The 21,545-nt window shown below is 59.7% G+C and carries 23 protein-coding genes and 1 riboswitch; of the genes, 12 read left to right on the top strand and 11 right to left on the bottom strand.

From position 1 onward, the window contains the following. Positions 1–13: 13 nt before the first annotated feature. Positions 14–1,201: a class I SAM-dependent methyltransferase gene (locus CR159_RS13605; RefSeq protein WP_102074499.1), complete on the top strand. Its 1,188-nt coding sequence runs from the start codon at positions 14–16 to the stop codon at positions 1,199–1,201. 35 nt (positions 1,202–1,236) lie between these two features. Here CR159_RS13605 and CR159_RS13600 read toward each other — a convergent pair whose 3' ends face one another. Together CR159_RS13600 and CR159_RS13595 are read right to left on the bottom strand one after the other, a co-directional pair. Beyond that, entirely contained in the window at positions 1,237–2,421 is a 1,185-nt protein-coding gene (locus CR159_RS13600) for a tRNA nucleotidyltransferase/poly(A) polymerase-related protein (protein WP_102074498.1), read from the bottom strand. Beyond that, a complete protein-coding gene (locus CR159_RS13595; RefSeq protein ID WP_233208313.1) occupies positions 2,418–4,583 on the bottom strand; it encodes a lytic transglycosylase domain-containing protein in 2,166 nt (721 codons plus the stop codon). Before CR159_RS13595 ends, CR159_RS13600 begins: the two co-directional genes overlap by 4 nt. Positions 4,584–4,592: 9 nt before the next feature. On the opposite strand from CR159_RS13595, the gene CR159_RS13590 reads away from it, so the two are divergent. Continuing rightward, positions 4,593–5,225: a 5-formyltetrahydrofolate cyclo-ligase gene (locus CR159_RS13590; protein WP_102074497.1), complete on the top strand. Its 633-nt coding sequence runs from the start codon at positions 4,593–4,595 to the stop codon at positions 5,223–5,225. A 28-nt stretch (positions 5,226–5,253) separates the two neighbouring features. Here CR159_RS13590 and metF read toward each other — a convergent pair whose 3' ends face one another. The 5 genes from metF to metK form a co-directional block, all read right to left on the bottom strand. After that, positions 5,254–6,093 carry a methylenetetrahydrofolate reductase [NAD(P)H] gene (gene metF / locus CR159_RS13585; protein ID WP_102074496.1) on the bottom strand — a complete coding sequence of 280 codons (840 nt, stop codon included), beginning with the start codon at positions 6,091–6,093 and terminating at the stop codon, positions 5,254–5,256. Continuing rightward, the gene (locus CR159_RS13580) at positions 6,090–6,428 is read right to left on the bottom strand and encodes a phage holin family protein (protein ID WP_102074495.1); all 339 of its coding nucleotides are present in this window, start codon (positions 6,426–6,428) and stop codon (positions 6,090–6,092) included. The genes metF and CR159_RS13580 overlap by 4 nt, the downstream gene beginning before the upstream one ends. A gap of 14 nt (positions 6,429–6,442) precedes the next feature. Continuing rightward, positions 6,443–7,861 (bottom strand): adenosylhomocysteinase, encoded by a 1,419-nt coding sequence (gene ahcY / locus CR159_RS13575; RefSeq protein WP_102074494.1) that lies wholly within the window; start codon positions 7,859–7,861, stop codon positions 6,443–6,445. 67 nt (positions 7,862–7,928) lie between these two features. Further along, a riboswitch (S-adenosyl-L-homocysteine riboswitch) is annotated at positions 7,929–8,029 on the bottom strand. Positions 8,030–8,062: 33 nt separating this feature from the next. After that, entirely contained in the window at positions 8,063–8,248 is a 186-nt protein-coding gene (locus tag CR159_RS13570; RefSeq protein WP_102074568.1) for a DUF1289 domain-containing protein, read from the bottom strand. Positions 8,249–8,428: 180 nt separating this feature from the next. After that, positions 8,429–9,592 (bottom strand): methionine adenosyltransferase, encoded by a 1,164-nt coding sequence (gene metK / locus CR159_RS13565; protein WP_102074567.1) that lies wholly within the window; start codon positions 9,590–9,592, stop codon positions 8,429–8,431. A gap of 226 nt (positions 9,593–9,818) precedes the next feature. Between metK and CR159_RS13560 the strand changes: the two genes are divergently transcribed. From CR159_RS13560 to xerC, 5 genes are read left to right on the top strand one after another with little or no spacing between them, the layout of a single operon-like run. Then, complete coding sequence (locus CR159_RS13560) at positions 9,819–10,694, top strand: lysophospholipid acyltransferase family protein (protein WP_255398861.1); 876 nt, start codon at positions 9,819–9,821, stop codon at positions 10,692–10,694. Beyond that, complete coding sequence (locus CR159_RS13555; RefSeq protein ID WP_102074492.1) at positions 10,694–11,584, top strand: lysophospholipid acyltransferase family protein; 891 nt, start codon at positions 10,694–10,696, stop codon at positions 11,582–11,584. Before CR159_RS13560 ends, CR159_RS13555 begins: the two co-directional genes overlap by 1 nt. 52 nt (positions 11,585–11,636) lie before the next feature. Beyond that, positions 11,637–12,548, top strand: coding sequence for a diaminopimelate epimerase (dapF, locus tag CR159_RS13550; RefSeq protein WP_102074566.1), 912 nt, complete (start codon positions 11,637–11,639; stop codon positions 12,546–12,548). Further along, positions 12,545–13,228: a DUF484 family protein gene (locus tag CR159_RS13545; protein WP_102074491.1), complete on the top strand. Its 684-nt coding sequence runs from the start codon at positions 12,545–12,547 to the stop codon at positions 13,226–13,228. The genes dapF and CR159_RS13545 overlap by 4 nt, the downstream gene beginning before the upstream one ends. Positions 13,229–13,235: 7 nt before the next feature. After that, positions 13,236–14,192 (top strand): tyrosine recombinase XerC, encoded by a 957-nt coding sequence (xerC, locus tag CR159_RS13540; RefSeq protein WP_102074490.1) that lies wholly within the window; start codon positions 13,236–13,238, stop codon positions 14,190–14,192. Positions 14,193–14,213: 21 nt separating this feature from the next. Here the strand turns inward: xerC and CR159_RS13535 are convergent, their stop codons facing one another. The 4 genes from CR159_RS13535 to CR159_RS21595 are packed head-to-tail and all read right to left on the bottom strand — an operon-like array spanning position 14,214 to position 16,990. Beyond that, a complete protein-coding gene (locus CR159_RS13535) occupies positions 14,214–15,215 on the bottom strand; it encodes a metal ABC transporter substrate-binding protein (protein WP_102074489.1) in 1,002 nt (333 codons plus the stop codon). After that, positions 15,215–16,114 carry a metal ABC transporter permease gene (locus tag CR159_RS13530; RefSeq protein WP_102074565.1) on the bottom strand — a complete coding sequence of 300 codons (900 nt, stop codon included), beginning with the start codon at positions 16,112–16,114 and terminating at the stop codon, positions 15,215–15,217. Before CR159_RS13530 ends, CR159_RS13535 begins: the two co-directional genes overlap by 1 nt. Further along, positions 16,114–16,830 (bottom strand): metal ABC transporter ATP-binding protein, encoded by a 717-nt coding sequence (locus CR159_RS13525; protein WP_102074488.1) that lies wholly within the window; start codon positions 16,828–16,830, stop codon positions 16,114–16,116. Before CR159_RS13525 ends, CR159_RS13530 begins: the two co-directional genes overlap by 1 nt. A 7-nt stretch (positions 16,831–16,837) precedes the next feature. Continuing rightward, a complete protein-coding gene (locus CR159_RS21595) occupies positions 16,838–16,990 on the bottom strand; it encodes a hypothetical protein (protein ID WP_158238544.1) in 153 nt (50 codons plus the stop codon). Between the two features lie 123 nt (positions 16,991–17,113). On the opposite strand from CR159_RS21595, the gene CR159_RS13520 reads away from it, so the two are divergent. From CR159_RS13520 to hslU, 5 genes are all read left to right on the top strand, one after another. Beyond that, a complete protein-coding gene (locus CR159_RS13520) occupies positions 17,114–17,608 on the top strand; it encodes a Fur family transcriptional regulator (RefSeq protein ID WP_102074487.1) in 495 nt (164 codons plus the stop codon). 189 nt (positions 17,609–17,797) lie between these two features. Continuing rightward, positions 17,798–18,904 carry a CobW family GTP-binding protein gene (locus tag CR159_RS13515; RefSeq protein WP_102074486.1) on the top strand — a complete coding sequence of 369 codons (1,107 nt, stop codon included), beginning with the start codon at positions 17,798–17,800 and terminating at the stop codon, positions 18,902–18,904. 70 nt (positions 18,905–18,974) lie between these two features. Then, on the top strand, positions 18,975–19,418 hold the full coding sequence (dksA, locus tag CR159_RS13510; protein ID WP_102074485.1) for an RNA polymerase-binding protein DksA: 444 nt from the start codon (positions 18,975–18,977) through the stop codon (positions 19,416–19,418). Positions 19,419–19,625: 207 nt separating this feature from the next. Then, complete coding sequence (hslV, locus tag CR159_RS13505) at positions 19,626–20,159, top strand: ATP-dependent protease subunit HslV (protein WP_102074484.1); 534 nt, start codon at positions 19,626–19,628, stop codon at positions 20,157–20,159. A 52-nt stretch (positions 20,160–20,211) separates the two neighbouring features. Further along, positions 20,212–21,543: an ATP-dependent protease ATPase subunit HslU gene (gene hslU, locus CR159_RS13500; RefSeq protein WP_102074483.1), complete on the top strand. Its 1,332-nt coding sequence runs from the start codon at positions 20,212–20,214 to the stop codon at positions 21,541–21,543. Positions 21,544–21,545: the final 2 nt, after the last annotated feature.

The following is a 21,545-nucleotide window of genomic DNA, read 5'->3' as shown; positions in this document are numbered from 1 at the left end:
AATCAGCTTGCCCATGTCCATATCCCCCATGACACCCTCGGGCCTGCCCGGCCTGGACCCTGAATCCACGGCGCATGCCAAGGCAGTCGCCGCCTATTTGGCAGACAGGATTCAGGCCTGCGATAAGGGCTTCATGCCGTTTGAGCAGTGGATGAACCTGGCGCTGTATGCACCAGGCCTGGGCTATTACGCCGCCGGCAACACCAAGTTTGGCGCCGCGCTGCCCACTGGCGATTTCACCACGGCACCGGAAATGACTCCTCTGTTTGGGCAGACCATGGCCAGACAAGTGGCACAAGTGCTCAATGAAAGCGGTTCCGTGCAGGTACTGGAATTCGGCGCAGGTTCAGGCGCCCTTGCGGCGGCCATTATTCCTGCATTACGGCAATCAGGCATCGAGCCGCAGTATCAGATCCTGGAAGTATCGGCCGATTTGCGCGCCCGCCAGCAACAGCGCCTTGCCGGCTTCGGTACGTCAGTAAGCTGGCTCAACGAGCTGCCGCAGGCGTTTTCGGGCTGCATTGTTGCGAATGAAGTGCTGGATGCCATGCCCGCTACGCTGTTTCGCTGGGACGATGATGGCCGGATCATGGAGGTCGGTGTTCGTCTTGCACCATCGACCGGCGTCAATGATCTTCCCGCCTTTGAGTTTGCTCATCGCCAGGCCAGCGACGCGTTACAGGAGATGATCGGCAAGCGCATGCCGCCACTGCCCGGCTATCAGTCGGAAATCAACCTGCAAGCGGAAGCATGGATCACCCAGATGGGCTCATGGCTCAAGCATGGCGCCGCCTTGCTGATCGACTACGGATTTCCGCAACGCGAGTACTATCACCCCCAGCGCAATGAAGGCACGCTGATGTGTCACTTCCGCCATCATGCCCATAGCCAACCTTTGATCCATGCCGGTCTACAGGACATCACCACACACGTGGACTTTACCGCCATGGCCGACGCTGCCTTGGCGGGCGGCCTGGATGTACTGGGGTATACCTCGCAAGCCCGATTCCTCATGAATTCCGGCATGCCGGAATTGATTTCGCAATCCGCCGCGCTGACCCAGCCGCAGACCATATCGGCGCTGCAGAAGCTGATATCCGAAGCCGAGATGGGGGAACTATTCAAAGTGCTGGCCATCGGCCGCGATATCGGAGGCCCCCTCGTCGGCTTTAATCAGGGCGATCGGCGCAACCGGCTGTGACGAAACCGGATACGGACTCGAAAGCGTCAAGCGACTTAAGATAGCGCCAGCTTTTCCAAGGCTTGCAAGCGGGCCCTGCGCAGGGCCCGCTTGATGCCAACCGGATCGCCCGGGAATGCGCCTGCAATGGCGCCGGCGTCAATGCAACGTATCGCATCGACACGTGCCACCCATGAGGCTTGGTCAATGCCTTGCCTGCAAATCGCAGCCGCGCCGAGCAGGTCAAGGAAGCGATCAGGCTTGCGCAAGGCATCGCAGCGTTCCATCAGATCGAGGCACAATTCCGCAGTTGTCGGGGCACCGCCGGTCTGCGCACCGGCAAGCGAGTCGTCGCCCGGCGAATCGTCGCCCGGCGAATCGTCGCCCGGCGAGTCGTCGCCCGGCGCGGCCAGGCCGTCCAGCACGACGGGCAGCAGCCTGGCGTAGTCCTGGCTGTCGCGCGGCGCACGCACATGCTGAGCGACGCATTCGGGTGCGTCGGAAAAGCGGCAAAGTATGGCAAGACGCGCGGGAAGGCCCAAGCCGGCCTGGGCGGCACGCGCGAGTTCATCGGCCGTTAATGCATTGAACCGCAGGCCGGGTAACACACGCGGCAACGCCCCGCTGCGCTCCAGCACATCGAACATCCTGCCCGGCTGCTCGGCCAGCAGTCCCTTGGCCACCTCACGCCATACGCGCTCGGGGACCAGCTCGTCAACCTCGCCATCGTCGACCAGCTTGCGCGCCAATTCCATGGTCTCGGGCGCAACGGAGAAATCGTGGAAACGGGCGGCAAATCGGGCCAGACGCAGCAGCCTGACAGGATCCTCCGTAAAGGCCTGCCCGACATGCCTCAATACCTTTTGCCTGACATCGGATTGACCATCAAGGGGATCGATCAAGCGCCCGTCGGGCGCTTTGGCGATTGCATTGACGGTGAGATCGCGCCGCTGGAGGTCGTCTTCCAGTGTCACGTCGGTGCCGGTATAGAACGTGAAGCCCTTGTAACCACGCCCGGACTTGCGTTCGGTACGGGCCAGCGCGTATTCCTCTTTGGTTTCCGGATGCAGGAAAACCGGGAAGTCGCCCCCTACTGGGATGAAGCCACGCCTGGCCATTTCTTCGGGCGTGGCGCCTACGACGACCCAGTCGCGGTCGCCAGCCGGCAAGCCCAGCAACTCGTCGCGCACCGCACCACCCACGATATAGACGTCCAGCCCCTGGATGGCCGGATGGCTCATGGTAGCGCGACGCGCTTTTCAGGCGCGGGGGATACCGTACCCAGACGTTCTTTCAGTGATTGCGGCTTCCCGGTGAACATCATTGCGTAATACGTGGCGTTGGACATTACGTTCTTCACATACAGACGGGTTTCCGTGAACGGAATGGTCTCGGCGAATATTGCACCTTCGACGGGCCCGGCCAGTTTCGCACGCCACTGTACAGGCCGGCCCGGACCCGCGTTGTAGCCGGCCGTGGCCAGAACTTCCGATCCATTGAGCTGGCCCAGGACCATGCTGAGGTAGTTGGTGCCCAACACCGTATTGGTATCGAAATCATTGACTGAGGAAGGCGTGAAGTTCGTCATGCCGATTTTCTTGGCCACCCAGCGTGCCGTCGCCGGCATCAACTGCATGAGACCGGAAGCGCCGACGTGCGATCTTGCATCGGTGATGAAACGCGACTCCTGGCGGATCAAGCCATAGACCCAGGCTGGATCAAGGTTGATCAAACGCGCCTTCTCGGTAACGCGGCCTTCGAATGGCGCGACAAAGCGCTGGGAAAAATCAACGTCGTTTTTGGTAAGCAGCGAGGTGTTCACGACCCGGTCGAATATTTGCTCATGCCGCGCAAGCTCTGCGGCGGCCAGCAACTGGCGGTCGCTCATGCCGCGCAGCGTGAAGTTCCATTCCGGCACGGCCTCGGGACGCCACCCCAGGTCGAACAGCTGAATAGCACGCTGCAGGCCGGGATTGGCTTTGGCTGCTTGCAATTCGCCGGCCGTTACTGGAGCCGGTGCGGCTGGCAGGGCCGGTGTGTGGCCAAGCTCTTCGCTGGCCAACTGGCCATAGAAATTCAGTTCGTGCGCAATGGACTCGTAATGCTTGGTGGCGGCCGCTTTCTGGCCCTGGGCCGACAAGGCACGTGCATACCAATAAACCCAGACAGGTTCGGCGGCTTGGCTGGCCGACATCCTGCGTATTGAATTGGCGACCAGATCCCAGTTGATGGGAGTCTGGCGCAGTTCAGAGCGAACCTGCCAGGCGTGATTGTAATCGGTAAGCCGCTGGTTGCCCGAACGCCTGTACCAACCCGCCGCATCCTGGGCCACATTCAGAGCAGCCACCAGGCCGAACTGACTCCACACCCATTCGATATCCGATTTCGGGATGGCCTTGGACCAGGCCGTTTCGACGTAGGCGGCATTGGACTCGCGTTGCTTGCCGTAGGCCAGCCGGGAGAGCGCAATGCTTACCAGTTCGGTTTCGGCACGCGACTTGGGCGGCGTGCGTCCGGTAAGCCATTTCTTTGGATTGTCCATGAGCGCGGCGTAATCGACCATCTGTTTCGCATCGAACATAATGGCCGCCATACGCTGGGCGTTGCCGGTCTTGCTGGTTTCCAGTGTCGCGCGCAGCAAGGGCTGGAGTTCCTTCCAGCCTACCACCTTGCTGTCCGCCATCTGGTCCAGCATGCTCCAGCACGACCGATTGGGACTGAATGCGGCCACGACCTGCGCTGCCTTGACGCGCTGTCCCGTCATATGCTGCGCCATAAGGCGTGAACAGTCGACGTGCGAGTTGCTGCTGACCACGGGGCCAAGCTGGTTCACCAGAGCGTAGTTGCCGGCCCGGGCCGCCGCCACGATCCAGTCGGCTTTCAAGCGATCAGCCAGATAAGCGTCCTGGTTCTGTTCCATGAATTGCTGCAACGCCGCATCAGGCACGGGCCGCGTGCTGTCGTGCAATTGCTGGCGCAGCAGCCAGTAGTCCGCGTAGGTGCCCAGGACCGGGTCGCTCTTGGCGAGAGGAGCCAGTGCCTGCAGCCGCGACCATTGGCTTTTTTTCATTGCCTCGCGGGCATCGACCACAGCCTGGCGCGCCGCGGGAGGCGTAATCAGTGCCACCGAACCGGTATCAGAGCGGGAATCCTTGATGTCCTCGATCAAGGCTTCGACCTTTGGCCCCAGGGGCGCCGGAACGAGGGACTGGCGCAAGTCGACCTGAGCGTCGGAGGCCGTAGCCGAATGTACCGGCCGTTCGGCGCCGGCACAGCCCGTCAAACCCACCGTCAGGGCCAGCCAGACGCCCGCCTGTGAACGCCTGGCCTGAGCCAATGCAGAAAAGTTCCAGGTTTTCTGATACCGTTGCTTATTGGACACCATCTTGTCTTGACCCCACATAACACCGCCATGAATAACAGCACAGAGAATAACGCAGTCCCACTTCGCGTGCGACTTAAACAATTGCGAGCCGCCCAGGATCCCATCGATCGGAGCCGCGGCGGCCTGCTGATACGGGGCCGACTGTTTACGTGGCTGGCAACGAACCGCAGCAAACTGCTGGAAGCCGGCAAGCCGCTACCCCGCAACATTGCCGCATTCTGGTCAACCGACGACGAGCCTCAGTTGCAACCTTTGCTGCGGCAGTGGGCGCAGGAAGAAGGCTATCGCGTATCGCTGCCGGTCGTAACCACGCCCGATGGTCCGCTGACGTTCAGGCTGTGGGATCCCGAAACCACCATGCAGCCCGGCGCCTACGGTATACAAGAGCCCATCGGCGAGCCAGCCCCCCTGCCCGATATCATCTTGGTACCGACACTGGGCTACACCCGTCAGGGCGACCGCATCGGGTATGGTAAAGGATACTACGACCGGACCCTGGCAGCCATGAAGGCGCAGAACCATCCCTGCATCAGCATTGGCATCGCCTGGGCCACCGGGGACTTATCGAAGGAAACGCACGTTCCGGCGCCCCATGATGTCCGCCTGGACTCCATCCTGACCGACAAAGGATGGGCTGTTCCCGCGCCGGTACTGGCGTAACGCTGCGGGAACGCGTGCTTACCGGGTATCAGTCCAGGCGCAGTTGCCGCCATATCGCCATGGTCACCTCGGCGTTGTTGAGTGTATAAAAGTGCAGGCCCGGCGCACCATTGTCGAGCAGGTCTTGAGACAAACGCGAAATGACGTCTATGCCAAAGGCCTTGATCGAGGCCTTGTCGTCACCGAAATCGGCGAGCCTCAAGCGTATCCAACGGGGAATCTCGGCCCCACACATCGTTGAAAAACGTGCCAACTGCGTGTAGTTGGTAATCGGCATGATGCCCGGTACTACAGGAATATCGACGCCCTTGGCGCTGATACGCTCGACAAAATCGAAATACGCGTCGGCATTGAAGAAATACTGAGTGATTGCGCTGTCTGCGCCCGCCTGCACCTTATGTATGAAATGCGCCAGGTCCGCCTCGGCACTGGCCGACTGAGGATGCATCTCGGGGTAGCCGGCCACCTCGATATGAAACCAGTCGCCGCTGTGCTGGCGAATGAATGCGACCAGCTCGCTGGCGTAATGCAATTCTCCCTGGTCGCCGCCCATGCCCGAAGGCATGTCGCCCCGCAGGGCGACGATGCGCCTGACGCCCTGTTCGCGATAAGCGTCCAGGATCTCGCCCAGGACGGCCCGGGTCGCCCCTATGCAGGATAAATGAGGTGCCGCATCGCACCCCAGATTCTGCAGCAGGCGCACCGTATCGGCCGTGCCGCTGCGCGTGGAGCCGCCTGCACCGAACGTGACGCTGACATAAGCAGGCTCGAGAGCCAGCAACTGCTTGGCGGAGCGAACCAGCTTTTCTTGCGCTGCGGTATCTCGGGGGGGGAAAAACTCCAGACTGATTGCCTTATTCGCACTCATTGGACCAGCAACCTCGACAGCAATCCGGACACCAAGCTATAGACCAGGGCGCCCAGCAAGGCCCACCAGAATCCGCTGACCTGGAAGCCCTTCAACACTGAACCGGCAAACCAGAACACCAGCGCGTTGAGCACGAGCAGGAACAGTCCCAGCGTGACAATAGTGATCGGCAGGGTAAGCAGTATGAGTAAAGGTTTGACCAGGGTATTGAGCAGTCCCAGGACCAGAGCGGCGATAAGCGCCGACCCGAACGAGGCCACCGTAATGCCCGGCAAGAGATAGGCCACCACCAGCAAGGCGACGGCGTTTAAGATCCAGACAAGAAGAAGTTCCATAGCTCAGCGCTCCTTTAGTAGCGGTAGTGGTCCGGCTTGTAAGGCCCGCTGACCGGTACATTGATGTAGTCGGCCTGGTCGGGACGCAATTGTGTCAACTGCACGCCCAGCTTCTTCAGGTGCAGCCGCGCCACTTTTTCGTCGAGGTGCTTGGGCAAGACATAAACTTCCCCGGTCTTGTAGGCATCGCCGCGCGTATACAGTTCGATCTGCGCAATGGTCTGGTTGGTGAACGACGCGGACATCACGAACGAAGGATGGCCCGTGGCGCATCCAAGATTCACCAGGCGGCCTTTGGCCAGCAGGATAATGCGCTTGCCATCGGGAAAAATCACATGATCGACCTGTGGCTTGACCTCTTCCCACTGCAGATCTTCGATGGATGCCACGTCGATTTCATTGTCGAAGTGGCCAATGTTGCAGACGATGGCCTGGTCCTTCATGGCATCCATGTGATCACGCGTAATCACATGATAGTTACCCGTAGCGGTAACGAAAATGTCGGCCTTGTCGGCGGCTTCCTCGATGGTGACGACGCGGTAGCCTTCCATGGACGCCTGCAAGGCGCAGATCGGATCGACCTCGGTCACCCAGACTTGGGCACGCAAGGCGGATAAGGCTTGCGCACAACCCTTGCCCACGTCGCCGAAACCGCACACCACGGCAATCTTGCCGGCAACCATGACATCGGTGGCGCGCTTGATGCCGTCGACCAGCGATTCGCGACAGCCGTACAAATTATCGAACTTGGACTTCGTGACCGAATCGTTGACGTTGATGGCGGGAAAGGCAAGTTCGCCTTTCTTGGCCATCTGATACAGGCGATGCACGCCGGTGGTGGTTTCCTCGGTCACTCCCTTCACGTGGGCCAGGCGGGTGGAGTACCACTTTGGGTCACGGGCCAATTGCGCCTTGATGGAAGCAAACAAGACGCGCTCTTCTTCGCTCGATGGTTTATCGAGTACCGAAATATCGTTCTCAGCCTTGGCGCCCAGGTGCAGCAAGACGGTGGCATCGCCGCCGTCGTCGAGGATCATGTTTGCATGCTGATCGTTGGGCCACTGGAAAATCTGGTGCGTGTACTGCCAGTAATCTTCCAGCGTTTCACCCTTGATGGCGAACACCGGCGTGCCGGTGGCCGCAATGGCAGCGGCCGCGTGATCTTGCGTCGAGAAAATATTGCACGATGCCCAACGGACTTCGGCGCCCAGCGCCTTCAGCGTTTCGATGAGCACCGCCGTCTGGATGGTCATGTGCAGGCTGCCCGCGATGCGCGCGCCCTTGAGCGGCTGCGTTGCGGCAAATTCTTCACGGGTCGACATCAGGCCCGGCATCTCGGTCTCGGCGATCGCGATTTCGCGACGACCCCAGCCGGCGAGGGCGATATCGGTAATTTTGTAATCGGAGAAAGCGCCGTCAGCGACAGTATTCATAGTTTTATCCCAATAAAACTGTACTGGCAAAGACTATGCAATAGGTGCTCATCGCCGCCCGTACAGGGAATGATGAGCGCCGTTGAAACAAAAGATGATCCTGAGCCTAGCGGATGGCACTGAAAGCCAGCAGGCCCAATCCATTCCGTCGCAGCGCTCCTCAGGAAGACCCGATTTTAGCGTAAATATTCGAGGCAGGCCTCAGCCCTTGCGGCGCGGGTATCCCTGCGCCCTGATACGTTGCCACACCTGCAGCTTTTCGTCGTCGTCCAGGAAGACCCAATTGGCGACCTCCATGGCAGTACGGCCGCAACCGCGGCAAATTTCGTCATACAAGGTGGAGCACACTGCGACGCAGGGCGAGTCGGACGGGACCAGGCTGCGCATGTTGACGTCGCCTGCTTCGTGTTCGGCAGCGCCCGTTACGCGGCGGACTTCGGCAACGTCCAGACGGCGCTTGGCCGTTTCGAACGAGGAGTCCGAATCGGAACTGGCTTTACGATGAGGCATGGTTGGGCTCCGCCCCAGGGTGCCGACCGCGGCGCCCGGGGTTGTGGACATCAGGCGTCAGGCGGCCTTCTTGAGGACTTGCACCTTGTCGGAAGCTTCCCAGCTGAACTCCGGCTCGCTGCGGCCAAAATGACCGTAAGCAGCCGTTTTCGCGTAGATGGGACGCAACAGGTCGAGCATGTTGATGATGCCCTTGGGTCGCAAGTCGAAGTTTTCGCGCACCAGACGTGCAATCTGGTCGTCCGGTATAACGCCGGTGCCTTCCGTATAGACGGTGATATTGATGGGTTCGGCAACACCGATGGCGTAGCTGACCTGCACCTGGCACTGACGGGCCAGCCCGGCTGCCACGATATTCTTGGCCACGTAGCGCGCTGCATAGGCGGCGGATCGATCGACCTTTGAAGGATCCTTGCCCGAGAAAGCACCGCCGCCATGTGGGCATGCGCCGCCGTAAGTATCGACGATGATCTTGCGTCCTGTCAGTCCGCAGTCGCCTTGCGGGCCGCCAATGACGAACACGCCGGTCGGGTTGATCATGAATCGGGTTTGCGGCGTAAGCAAGCCATCGGGGAAGCTGGGCTTGATGATGTGTTCGATGACGGCGTCGCGGATGTCGCTTTGGGAAATGTCCGGCGCGTGCTGCGTCGAGAGCACCACGGTATCGACTTCCGCCGGCTTGCCGTCGACATAGCGGAATGTGACCTGCGATTTGGCATCGGGACGCAACCAGGGCAGGCGGCCATCTTTGCGCAGCTCGCTTTGGCGCTGCACCAGGCGGTGCGCGTACCAGATGGGAGCGGGCATGAGGTCGGGCGTTTCATCGCAGGCATAGCCGAACATCAAACCTTGGTCGCCTGCGCCTTGATTCAGGATTTCTTCTTCAGTGCGATCGACGCCCTGCGCGATATCGGGCGACTGCTTGTCGTAGGCGACCAGTACAGCGCAACCCTTGTAATCGATACCGTATTCGGTGTTGTCGTAGCCGATGCGCTGTATCGTGTCGCGGGCGATCTGGATGTAGTCGACGTTGGCCGTCGTGGTTATTTCACCGGCCAGTACGACCAGGCCTGTGTTGCACAGCGTTTCCGCGGCGACACGGGCGGTGGGATCTTGAGTGAGAATGGCGTCTAAGATGGAATCGGAAATCTGGTCGGCGACTTTGTCGGGATGACCTTCGGATACGGATTCGGATGTGAATAGAAAATCGTTATTTGCCACGGCGATACGTCCTGTAAATATACTGGTTTTGCCAGCATGAAGGTGGAACGAAACGCGTTGCACCTCGGATGCCTGCATAGCAGTAGTTCTCAGGGCGCGACGCTTTAGCGGTTTTTTATGCACACTGTTTGATATAACAGGGTGCGATCGCTCCGCAAGTTGTCGGTTAACTCAGCGATAAACCCTATTTTAAGCGAAAATACGCAAAGACATCTCTTTACACTTATTGCACGAGGGTTATTGCCCGCTCATGTTCCTGGCTTTATTTCGATTTCTGGCATGGATACCACTGCCGATACTGCACGGTATCGGAAACTTCGCAGGGCGCGCGCTGTATGCCTGGCCAGGCCGGTACCGAAATCGACTTAAGGCCAATGCCCGGCAAGCCGGCTATACAGACCCCGCCTTTGCCCGCCAGTCAGCCGGCCAGACTGGCGCAATGATCTTCGAAACCCCCAAGGTCTGGCTGCGAAATGAAGAATGCCTGCAGAAAGTGGTCAGCGATGACAACCAAGTGGTGCGCGACGCGCTGGACGAAGGCCGGGGCATTCTTTACCTGACTCCGCATTTGGGGTGTTTCGAGATCACCGCAAGGTACTTGATCCAGCATGGCCCGATTACGGTCATGTACCGGCCGCCCCGCCAGGCTTTCCTGGAACCCATCATGGAACAGGCCCGCAACACATCGGGATTGCGGGCCGTGCCCGCCACGATGCAGGGGGTACGCGAATTTGTGCGGGCGCTCAAGCGCGGGGAAGCGGTAGGCATGTTGCCCGACCAGGTCCCCGGCGGCGGCGATGGCGTCTGGGCGCCATTCTTCGGCAAGCCTGCGTACACCATGACGCTGGCCGGAAAGCTGGCGGTACAGACCGGCGTTGCGGTCATCCTGACTGCGGGCGAACGGCTTGCAGCCGGCCAGGGTTGGCGCATTCACTACGTAAGGTTGCCAGAACCCCTGCCCACCGACCCTGTCGCACTGGCCGGCGCCATCAACGGTGCCATGGAAACCTTGATCAGGCGTTTCCCCCAGCAGTACCTCTGGAGCTACAACCGCTATAAGGTTCCAAAAGAAGCGCCCCCGCGCCCAACGGATGCACATTAATGAAGTTCAATAAACTGCCTTTGCTTCGTTCCTTTTTTTCGTACCTGGGACGCAGCTCGCTGCAAACACGCCAGCGCTGGGCCGGGGTGCTCGGCTGGCTGGCATCCCGGTTGATGCGGTCGCGCGCGCACATCGTGCGCACCAATCTGGCTCTGTGCTTTCCCGAACGGTCACCACAAGATCGCGAAATATGGCTGCGTCGGCATTTCCGGCTGCTGGCGCACTCGGTCGTGGACCGTGGGCTGTTCTGGTTTGGCCAGCCTTCCACGATACAGGCGGCGACACCTATTACAGGGCTGGAACACCTGGACGAACTGCTCAAGGCCAAGCGCAAGATCCTCCTGCTGGCACCCCACTTTATCGGGCTGGATGCGGCGGCGACGCGGCTGACCATGTTCTTGCAGGAATCGGCCACCATGTACACCCGGCAAAGCGATCCGGACGTCGACCAGATCGTGCGGGAAGGTCGCGGGCGCTTCAATCGGGTGAATCTGGTCAGCCGCCACGATGGCATACGTGGGCTGATCCGTCATTTGCGCAACGGAATACCCGTCTATTATTTGCCCGATATGGATTTCGGCATCGCCGGCGCGGTGTTTGCACCGTTTTTCGGCGTGCCGGCCGCCACGCTGCTGGCTACCGCGCAAATTGCAAAGACGTGGGATGCCGCTATCGTTCCGATCATCAGCCGGCTCGATATTGATACCGGCAAGTACCATATCAGTGTTCTGCCGCCATTGCAGGACTTTCCGGGGACGCAAGCGCCCGAGGAAGCCACGGCCAGGTTGAATCGCCTTATTGAAGACTGGGTCCTGACGGACCCTGCACAGTACTACTGGGTACACCGCCGCTTCAAGACACGCCCCGACGGCGAGGCTCGCATTTACTAACATGGCGTGCACGCCCGCCGGTCTGGGGAATCACTCGGACAAACCGGCTGTAATCCGGGATAATCACCTCATGATCTGGAATTTCGCAAAAATGCAGGGCGCCGGCAACGACTTCGTTGTCCTGGATGGCGTACGGCAATCAATACAAATGACGCCGCAACGAGCGCGTGCGCTGGCGGACCGTCACTTCGGCATAGGCGCCGATCAGCTCCTGCTGGTCGAAACGCCGTCACATCCCGAAGCAGACTTCCGCTACCGTATATTCAATGCCGATGGCAGCGAAGTCGAACACTGCGGCAACGGCGCGCGCTGCTTCGTTCAGTTCGTCCATGAGCAAGGCTTGTCCGGGCGCAACCCGCTACGCGCCGAGATCTGCACAGGCCTTATCACCTTGACCCGATCCGAATCCGGCGACGTCTCTGTCGAAATGGGCCAGACCCGATTCGAACCCGAGGCGCTGGCATTCGATGTCCAAGGCCTGTCATCCACGCCCTGCGATCAAGACACGCTGTGGACGCTACCGCTACCCGGCCACGACGACGTCCTGTTGTCTTTAGTCGCCATTTCCAACCCACATGCCGTTCAGGTGGTCGCCAACGTCGATGACGCCCCTGTGGCTGAAACAGGCCCCCTTATAGAATCGCATCCGCGGTTCAAGCAACGCGTCAATGCGGGCTTCATGCAAGTCATCGACCGCCACACCATCAACTTGCGCGTGTACGAGCGTGGCGCCGGCGAGACCCTTGCTTGCGGCACAGGCGCCTGCGCGGCGGTCGTGGCGGGTATCCGGCGCGGGCTGCTCGACAGCCCTGTGCTGGTGAATACCCGGGGCGGCCAACTTGCCGTAGGCTGGGACAACAATACGCTGCGCATGAGCGGGCCTGCCGTTACCGTATTTACCGGACACGTCGACATCGACGCACTCACTGATCAGTTCAACATCAAGGACCCATCCCGCCCATGACCGCAAGCAGCTTATCCGCCGACGATATCGCGCATTTCCTGAAAGACCACCCCGAGTTCTTCCAGAACCATGCCGAATTGTTCTCCAATCTGCGGGTGCCTCACCCCAATGAGACCCGGGCGATTTCGCTGGGAGAGCGGCAGATCCTGACACTGCGCGCCCGGACCAAAGACCTTGAATGGAAGCTCTCGGGCCTGGTCAGTAATGCCAATGGCAACGAAAAAATCAGCAAGACGCTCATGCAATGGTGTTGCCGCATGCTGGCCGAGGACGACGCCTTGCAGATACCGGCGCACATCGTGCGCAGCCTGGGCGATTTGTTCGACCTTCCCACCATTGCATTGCGCGTCTGGAATTTGCCGCGGCTCGAGGATAGCGAATTTGCGCAAGATGTCACCGACTCTATCCGCAGCTACGCACGCGACCTGACCCAGCCTTTCTGCGGTCCACTCGGAAGCCAGGAGGCCGCCGGCTGGCTGGGCACTCCACCCGCTTCGCTGGCCATCATCGCGCTGCGCCCTGTCGGCCGTGTCGAACCTGTAGGTCTGCTGGTATTGGGCTCAGACGACGCCGAGCGCTTCACGCCCGATATGGGTACGGCCTTTCTCGACACCATCAACGAGTTGGCCAGCGCCAGCTTGCTGCGCCTGAAAGGCCCCGAACACCAAGAGTACGCGTAGGTCAAGCATGCACGCCTTGCCTACCCCAATGGAGCAATGGCTCGCGCACTTGCAGTCCAACCGTCGGTATTCCGTGCATACCTTGGCAGGGTACCGGCAAGATCTTAATCACCTAATGCAGTGCCATCCCGACACGGCACTGGACGGCCTGACCGAGAGCCACATACGACACGCTGTGGCGCGCCTGCATAGCCAGGGACTCAAGCCAAGAAGCCTGGCGCGGGCACTGGCTGCGTGGCGGGGCTTTTTCCAGTGGCAGGCCACGACGGCGGGCCTTGAGTTCAACCCGGTTGCCGGCGTGCGAGCGCCCAAGGCGCCGCGCAGTTTGCCCAAGGCCCTCTCGGTGGAACAAGCGCAAGTACTACTCGACCGGCCCGGCCTGCCCGCCCCGCACACCGCGGTGGATTGCCGGGACCAGGCCATGTTCGAGATCCTATACGCCAGCGGCTTGCGGCTGGCCGAGCTGGTCAGCCTGGACTGGCGCTACTGCCGCCGCGACCACTACGAATCGCAAAGCTGGATCCTGCTTTCAGAGCAGGAGGCTATCGTAAAAGGCAAAGGCAACAAGACACGCAGCGTCCCGCTGGGGCGAAAAGCCATCGACGCAATAGAGCGCTGGCTGGAAGCGCGCCATCAACTGCAGCAGGCCGGCGAGGCGGCAGACGCAGATTCGAAGGCGGCACTGTTCTTGGGCGTTCGAGGCAAACGTATCAGTCCACGCGTCGTTCAACTGCAATTGAACAAGCTGGCCGCGCTCGTCGGCTTGCCGATCCATGTCCACCCGCATAGCCTGCGCCATAGCTTTGCCAGCCATATGCTGCAATCAGCACAGGATTTGCGTGCGGTGCAGGAGATGCTCGGTCACGCCAATATCTCCACCACGCAAATTTATACCCGGCTTGATTTCCAGCACCTGGCCCAGGTCTATGACAAGGCCCACCCCCGCGCAAACCGCAAGCGTTAGCCCGTTGAGTCCTCGGCAACGCTACTGCGTTGGTTGCAGCACATAAAGCAGCTGCCCGGCGTTCCAGGTGAACATGCCCAGATACGTTGCTGCGGGCTGGTCTGCAGGCGCAAGCGCGTCGGAGTACAAGGTGCCTCCCACTTTCGCCTTGGTTTCCCGCGCGACCTGTTCTACCAATTTGGCATTCGTGGTATTTTCAATGAACACGCCGGCGATGCCTTCCTTCCTGGCCAGATCGACGATCGCAGCGACATCCCGGGCAGACGGTTCCGCCTTGCTCGAAAAGCCTGCTATCGACAAAAACTGTATGCCATAGTCCTGGGCGAAGTAGCCAAACGCATCGTGCGAGGTAATCACCTTGCGCTTGTCCGCGGGAATGGCATCAAGGGCCTGCCTGATTTCCACGTCCAGCGCCTTCATTTTTTCAATATAGGCTTGCGCACGCTTCTTGTAGCTGGCCTGGTTTTCGGGATCGGCCAATGACAGGCCATCGGCAATGTTTTCGGCATAGATCATGCCGTTGCCCAGGCTCTGCCAGGCGTGGGGATCGACGTCGCCGTGATGGACGTGCCCGCTATCGTCATCCCCATGGTGGTCATGCCCGTCATGCGACGGCTTCCCGTGGGCGGCATCGTTCAACTGCCTGGGAGTCACACCCTTGGACGCCAGCACTTGGGCGCCCTCGAAATCGGCGGCCTTTATAAGACGGGGCAGCCATCCTTCAAAGTCCATGCCGTTTATGACGAGCACTTGCGCCTGGGACAAGGCCTGTACATCGCGTGGCGTCGGCTCGAAAGAGTGCGCATCGCCGTTTGGACCGACGATGGTGGTCAATGCGACGTGTTCGCCGCCGATCTCTTTCACCATATCGCCAATAATCGAAAAGCTGGCCACCACGCGCAGTGGCCCATCCGCCGCCCAGGCGAACGGAGCCGCCATGGCCAGCGCCCCACCGGCCAGTGCGGCAAGAATCCTGCGCCGACCGGGGATCGAAAAACGCTGGATGCCAAGTGTCTTCGCCATTAAAGTCGCTCCGAAATTTGAGAGAGCCGGTGGTGTCGGGCATAGGCATGTCTTGCGGCCTGCAACAGCCCGCCCAGCGGCCCAAAAAACACCGAAATGAAATACACCGCGCCAGCCGAAAGAATGATCGACGGCGAAGCCGGTACATTTGCGTGATACGAAAACAGGAGCCCCGTATACGAGGCGACACTGCCAATGACGGCGGCCAGTACCATCTGCCGTCCTACTGAACGCACCCAGAATCGGGCTGCGGTCGCCGGCAACATCATGATGCCGACGACCATGAGCGTTCCAAGCACCTGGAAGCCGGCCACCAGCGTCATGACCAGCAACACCAGGAAAACCATGTGTATCAGTGAACCCGCCCTACCCTCACCACGCAGGAACAAGGGATCCAGGCACTCCACGACCAGCGGCCTGAAGATCACCGCCAGCGCTAGCAGCGTGATGGATGATGTCGTGCTGACGAGCAGCAAGGAACCGTCATCCAGGCCCAGCACGGTTCCGAACAGCACATGGATGAGGTCCATGTTGGAGCCGCGCAAGGAAACCAGCAATACGCCCAGTCCCAGCGACACGAGATAGAACGCGGCAAAGCTGGCGTCTTCTCGCTGGGGCGTCAGGCGCGCCACAGCGCCCGCCAAAAGCGCCACCACCAGGCCGGTGATCATGCCGCCTATCGTCATCGCGCTCAGGGACAGACCCGCGGTCAGGAAACCCACGGCGACTCCGGGCAAAATGGCGTGCGCCATGGCGTCGCCCATCAGGCTCATGCGGCGCAACACAAGGAATACACCCAAAGGCCCGGCAGCGAACGCCAGGGCCAGCGCACCGGCGAGGGCGCGGCGCATGAAGCCATAATCAAGAAAGGGGCCAACCAGCACATCGAAGAGCCACATCATAGATAGTCTCCCGCGCATAAATGCCGTGCCAGATGCAGATTCTCGGGCGTCAGCACTTCCTGGGTCGGCCCCCAGGCAACAGCTTGCCCCGCCATAAGCAGGGCTTGCGGAAAACGGGCACGCACCATATCAAGATCGTGCAACACCGCAATCACCGTTCGGCCTTCCCGATGCCAGGACTCCAGCAAGACCATGAGATCCTCGGTCGTATTGCGATCGACGGCGGCGAAAGGCTCGTCCAGCAACAAGGTGTGGGCATCGTGCAGCAGCAGGCGTGCGAACAGTGCGCGCTGCAACTGCCCGCCCGACAGCGTGCCGATGATACGAGGGCCGAAATCGGCCAGCCCGACCATGTCGAGCGCTGCCTTTACGCGCTCGTGCTCGGACGCGTCAAAGCGTTTCCATGCCCCGACGCGGCGCCAGGCTCCCATGGCAACAAGATCATAAGTGCTGATGGGGAAACTGCGATCGAGTTCACCCAATTGCGGCAGGCATGCGATCTGATTGCGTGAGTCCCCCGCCAGCCGTATCTGCCCGCGCAAAGGACTGACCAGCCCCATGATCCCCTTGATCAACGTGGACTTGCCGGCGCCATTGGGACCGACGATGGCGGTCAGCGAACCCCGCGCGAAAGCGCCGGTCACGTCGCGCACGGCAACGCGATCACGCCAGCCAAGAGAAACCTGGTCCAGTTCTATCACAGGGCTTGTCATCGTGTGATCACTGCCACCACCCCATCGCCCAGGCAGTCAACATCCAAAGGAATGCCACGGCAATCGATACGCGAGCCAGGCGCTGGACGGATGACGCCAGCAACCCGGAGCCACGATAGTGGCCGGGCTTGCTCGAGGATGCGGTAAAGTTCTGATGCATGGGGCGGGCGACACGCAGGAATAATAATGACTGATATGTTATAACATACGCAGGCTATCTGCACAGCCCGGCCTGCGAGCCCCGAAGCAATCGTGTATCCACAGACCATTACTGTCTTGCGCCATGCCCGTAAAAAAAACATCTTCTGCCGCTGCCATTGCAGCGACACTCAGTACGGCCGAATCGCTTTGCGTGCAGCGCGGCAAGCGCCTTACGCCCATACGCCGCAAGGTGCTGGAGATTCTTCTTAAGCAGCAACGCAGCGTCAAGGCATACGAGTTGCTGGAACTGATACGCGGCGACCAGCAGGGTGCGGCGCCCCCTACTGTATATCGTGCCCTGGATTTTCTGGTTGAAGAGGGCCTCGTGCATCGGCTGGATGCCATCAATGCGTGGACGGCCTGTTTGGATGCGGGCGGAGAGCCGCATGATCTGCTTGTCGTATGCACGCAATGCGGATCCGTCGCCGAGTTAAGCGACCCCGCGCTCAGCCGCCAATTGGCCAGAAAGGTGGCTGAATCCGGATTCGTGCTGTCCGGCCACGAAACCGAACTGCGTGCCCTGTGCCGGGAATGTCGTAAGGTGGCAGCCCCTCACGTGCATGCGCATGGCACGTGATAGCCGTTGCAAACACGGCACGATATACCCGTTTTCCGCGAGCATACAAGTTTTTCGTTGCAGGTTTGCTCTAAAGCGTATGCTGTGATGTAATCGCTCGTTATGTATTTTTTGCGCGGTAGGAAGTCCCTGTATGGCCGCCAATTTCCTGGCGGAATACGTATTTAACCGCGCGACGCGAGGCCTAGAATGAAACCCGCTGTAAGTCCTGAAAAAATGGTACCGGTAACCATACTTACCGGATTCCTGGGGGCTGGTAAGACCACCCTGCTTAAGCGCATCCTGTCCGAATATCATGGGCGCCGTATTGCCGTCATTGAAAACGAATTCGGACCGGAAAGCATCGATAACGAGCTGCTGGTCCAGGACAGTGAAGAAGAAATCATCGAACTAAGCAATGGCTGCGTCTGTTGCACGGTGCGCGGCGACCTCATGCGTACCATGAACGAGCTGCGCGTAAAACGCCAAGCCGGAGAACTGAACTTCGAGCGCGTCATCATCGAGACCACGGGCATGGCCAACCCCGGCCCGGTTTGCCAGACATTCTTCATGGACGACGAAATCGCCGACTACTACCGCCTCGATGCCGTTATTACCGTCGTGGATGCCAAGCACGGAATGGAAACCCTAGATAAACAGGAAGAAGCACAGAAACAAGTAGGTTTTGCCGACCGCATTCTTATTTCCAAGAAAGACCTGGTCAACGACGTCGATTACCAGGCCTTGCGGGCACGCCTCGTTCGCATCAATCCGCGCGCGTCCATCACGCCTGTCGATTTTGGCGTAACGGACCTGAAGGTGTTGCTGGACATCAGTGGATTCAACCTGAACACCATACTGGACATCGACCCGGACTTCCTTTCCGACGAACATCCTGATGCCGCGCATGATCACGATCATGGCCATGAACACGGCCATGAGCATAAGCACGAGCATGATCATGAAGGCGAATGCAACGCCCATTGCGGCCATCAGGATCATCATCATGCGCACCATGACGATGAGATCGGAGCCTTCGTGTTCCGCTCCAAGAAGGCGTTCGATCCCGAACGGCTCGAGGAATTTCTGGGAGGCATCGTCCAGGTGTACGGACCCGACCTGCTACGCTACAAAGGTATTTTGTACCTGAAGGGAATCAACCGGCGCATGCTCTTTCAGGGCGTGCACATGATGATGGGCGCCGAACCCGGAAAACCCTGGCTATCGGGAGAAAAGCCTAATACCAAAATGGTATTCATTGGACGTAAACTACCCCAGGAAATTTTCACCCGGGGCCTGGAACAATGCTTGGTCTGATAAGCCCTGTTGCCGACACAAACACGGCCACGGCTCGAATACCAGTACGACAATAAAAGGACATACCATCATGGCAAGCAAATCAGCAGCCGCAAAGAGTCAGACGCACTTGCCGACAGAGAAAGAGCTGTTAGCGATGCCCGAGTCCGACTACATGAATGACATCCAGTTGGCTTTCTTCAGGAACCGCCTGAAAGAGCTCGAACAGGAAATCCTCAACAACGCTGATGCAACCACCGAAAATCTGCGTGAAACCCAGTTCGTGCCCGATCCGGCGGACCGCGCCACGATAGAAGAAGAACATGCCCTTGAACTTCGCACCCGCGACCGCGAACGCAAGCTATTGAAGAAAGTGCAACAGTCGATCACACGCATCGACGCGGGCGACTATGGCTGGTGTGAAGAAACCGGCGAACCCATCGGAGTCCCGCGTCTTCTGGCCCGCCCCACGGCAACCTTGTCGCTCGAGGCGCAAGAGCGCCGCGAGATGCGCCAGAAGCTGTACGGCGACTGACACAACACGCTCCGAAGACGACATCATCGTCTTCGGAGCCGTGGCATCACACCGCTCACTGCGAGCCCGTGTCACGATGCCTGGCCTGCCCGCACTGTGGCGGGCCATCTGGCGCACGGTTCCGGCGCCACACAGCGCATCTCGGCGCTGAATTCCCCTTGAACTTTCCGGCATTGCCCCCAGCTATTGTCTTCAAAGGAAGGAATCATGGAACAATTTCACGCCACCACCATCATTTGTGTCCGCCGCGGCGATCAAGTCGCCCTGGGGGGCGATGGCCAGGTCACCCTGGGCAACATCATCATCAAAGGTACGGCACGTAAAATTCGTCGCCTGTACAACGACAAGATCCTTGCCGGCTTTGCCGGCGCCACCGCCGACGCTTTCACGCTGCAAGAGCGCTTTGAAGCGAAGCTGGAAAAGTATCAGGGCAATCTCATGCGTTCCGCAGTGGAACTCACCAAAGACTGGCGCACCGATCGCGTACTGCGTCGCCTGGAGGCGATGCTTATCGTGGCCGATCGCGAACATACCCTGGTCCTTACCGGCAACGGCGACGTGCTTGAGCCTGAAAATGGCCTTGCCGCCATCGGCTCCGGCGGGGCGTATGCTCAGTCGGCTGCCCTGGCCTTGCTGCAGAACACCGAAATGGCGCCCGCGGAAATCGTGAAGAAGTCGCTGGAAATCGCGGGTGATCTGTGCATCTACACCAACCAGAATCACATCGTCGAAACGCTATAGCTCGCCGCTCGCGCCCACTGCGCGCCCTTGCCGAAATAACTCACAGATCACTATGTCAGCTCTCAATATGACCCCCGGGGAAATCGTCTCCGAACTCGACAAGAATATTGTCGGCCAGAACCGTGCCAAGCGTTCAGTGGCTGTCGCCCTGCGCAATCGCTGGCGCCGCCAGCAAGTGCCAGAGCCCTTGCGCAACGAGATCGTTCCCAAGAACATCCTGATGATCGGGCCCACCGGCGTCGGCAAGACAGAAATCGCGCGCCGTTTGGCAAAGCTGGCCAATGCTCCCTTCATCAAGATCGAAGCAACCAAGTTCACTGAAGTCGGCTATGTAGGCCGTGATGTCGACACCATCATCCGCGACCTAGTGGAAATCTCGGTCAAGCAAACCCGCGATGTAGAAATGCGGCGTGTCCGCACGCAAGCCGAGGACGCAGCCGAAGACCGCATACTGGACGTCCTGGTCTCGCCACCCCGCAATGCCCAAGGCGAGCCGCAACGCGAAGAAAACAATGCCCGCCAGACGTTTCGCAAGCGCCTGCGCGAAGGCACCATCGACGACTTGCAAATTGAAATTGAGATCGCCCAGGTCGCACCGCAGATGGAAATCATGGCGCCTCCCGGCATGGAGGAAATGACCGAGCAGCTCAAGGGCATGTTTGCAGGGCTGGGCCAGGACAAGAAAAAGCTGCGCAAGATGTCAGTGAAAGAGGCCTTCAAGCTTCTCACCGAAGAGGAAGCGGGCCGCCGCATCAACGAAGAAGACTTGCGCACGGCCGCTGTATTCAATGCCGAACAGAACGGCATCGTTTTCCTCGATGAAATCGACAAGATAGCAACCCGCCAGGAGCATCAGGGCGGCGACGTGTCGCGCCAGGGCGTCCAGCGCGATTTGTTGCCGCTGGTGGAAGGCACAACGGTAAACACCAAATATGGCGTCGTACGTACCGACCATATCCTGTTCATCGCCTCAGGGGCTTTCCACCTGTCGCGGCCCTCGGATCTCATCCCTGAATTGCAAGGCCGATTCCCGATACGGGTCGAGCTTGATTCGTTGACCGCGGAAGACTTCGTGCGCATTTTGTGCGATACCGACTCATCGCTGACCAAGCAGTATCATGCGCTGCTCGCAACGGAAGACGTCACGCTGGACTTTACCGACGAAGGTATAGAACGCATGGCGCAGCTTGCATTCGAAGTCAATGAGCGCACCGAAAACATCGGCGCGCGCCGCCTTTACACGGTCATGGAAAAGCTGCTGGAAGATTTGTCGTTCGACGCCTCGGCCAGCAGTGGCCAGACCATTACCATCGATGCCGCCTACGTCAACAACAAGCTGGAAGAGGCTGCCGGCAACCAGGACCTTTCGCGCTACGTGCTTTGAGC

Origin of the sequence: Pollutimonas subterranea (genome assembly GCF_002849655.1) — a bacterium.
GTDB lineage: Bacteria > Pseudomonadota > Gammaproteobacteria > Burkholderiales > Burkholderiaceae_B > Pollutimonas > Pollutimonas subterranea.
Note: the sequence above shows the minus strand (reverse complement) of the source record. Positions and strands in the feature narration are given on the sequence as shown.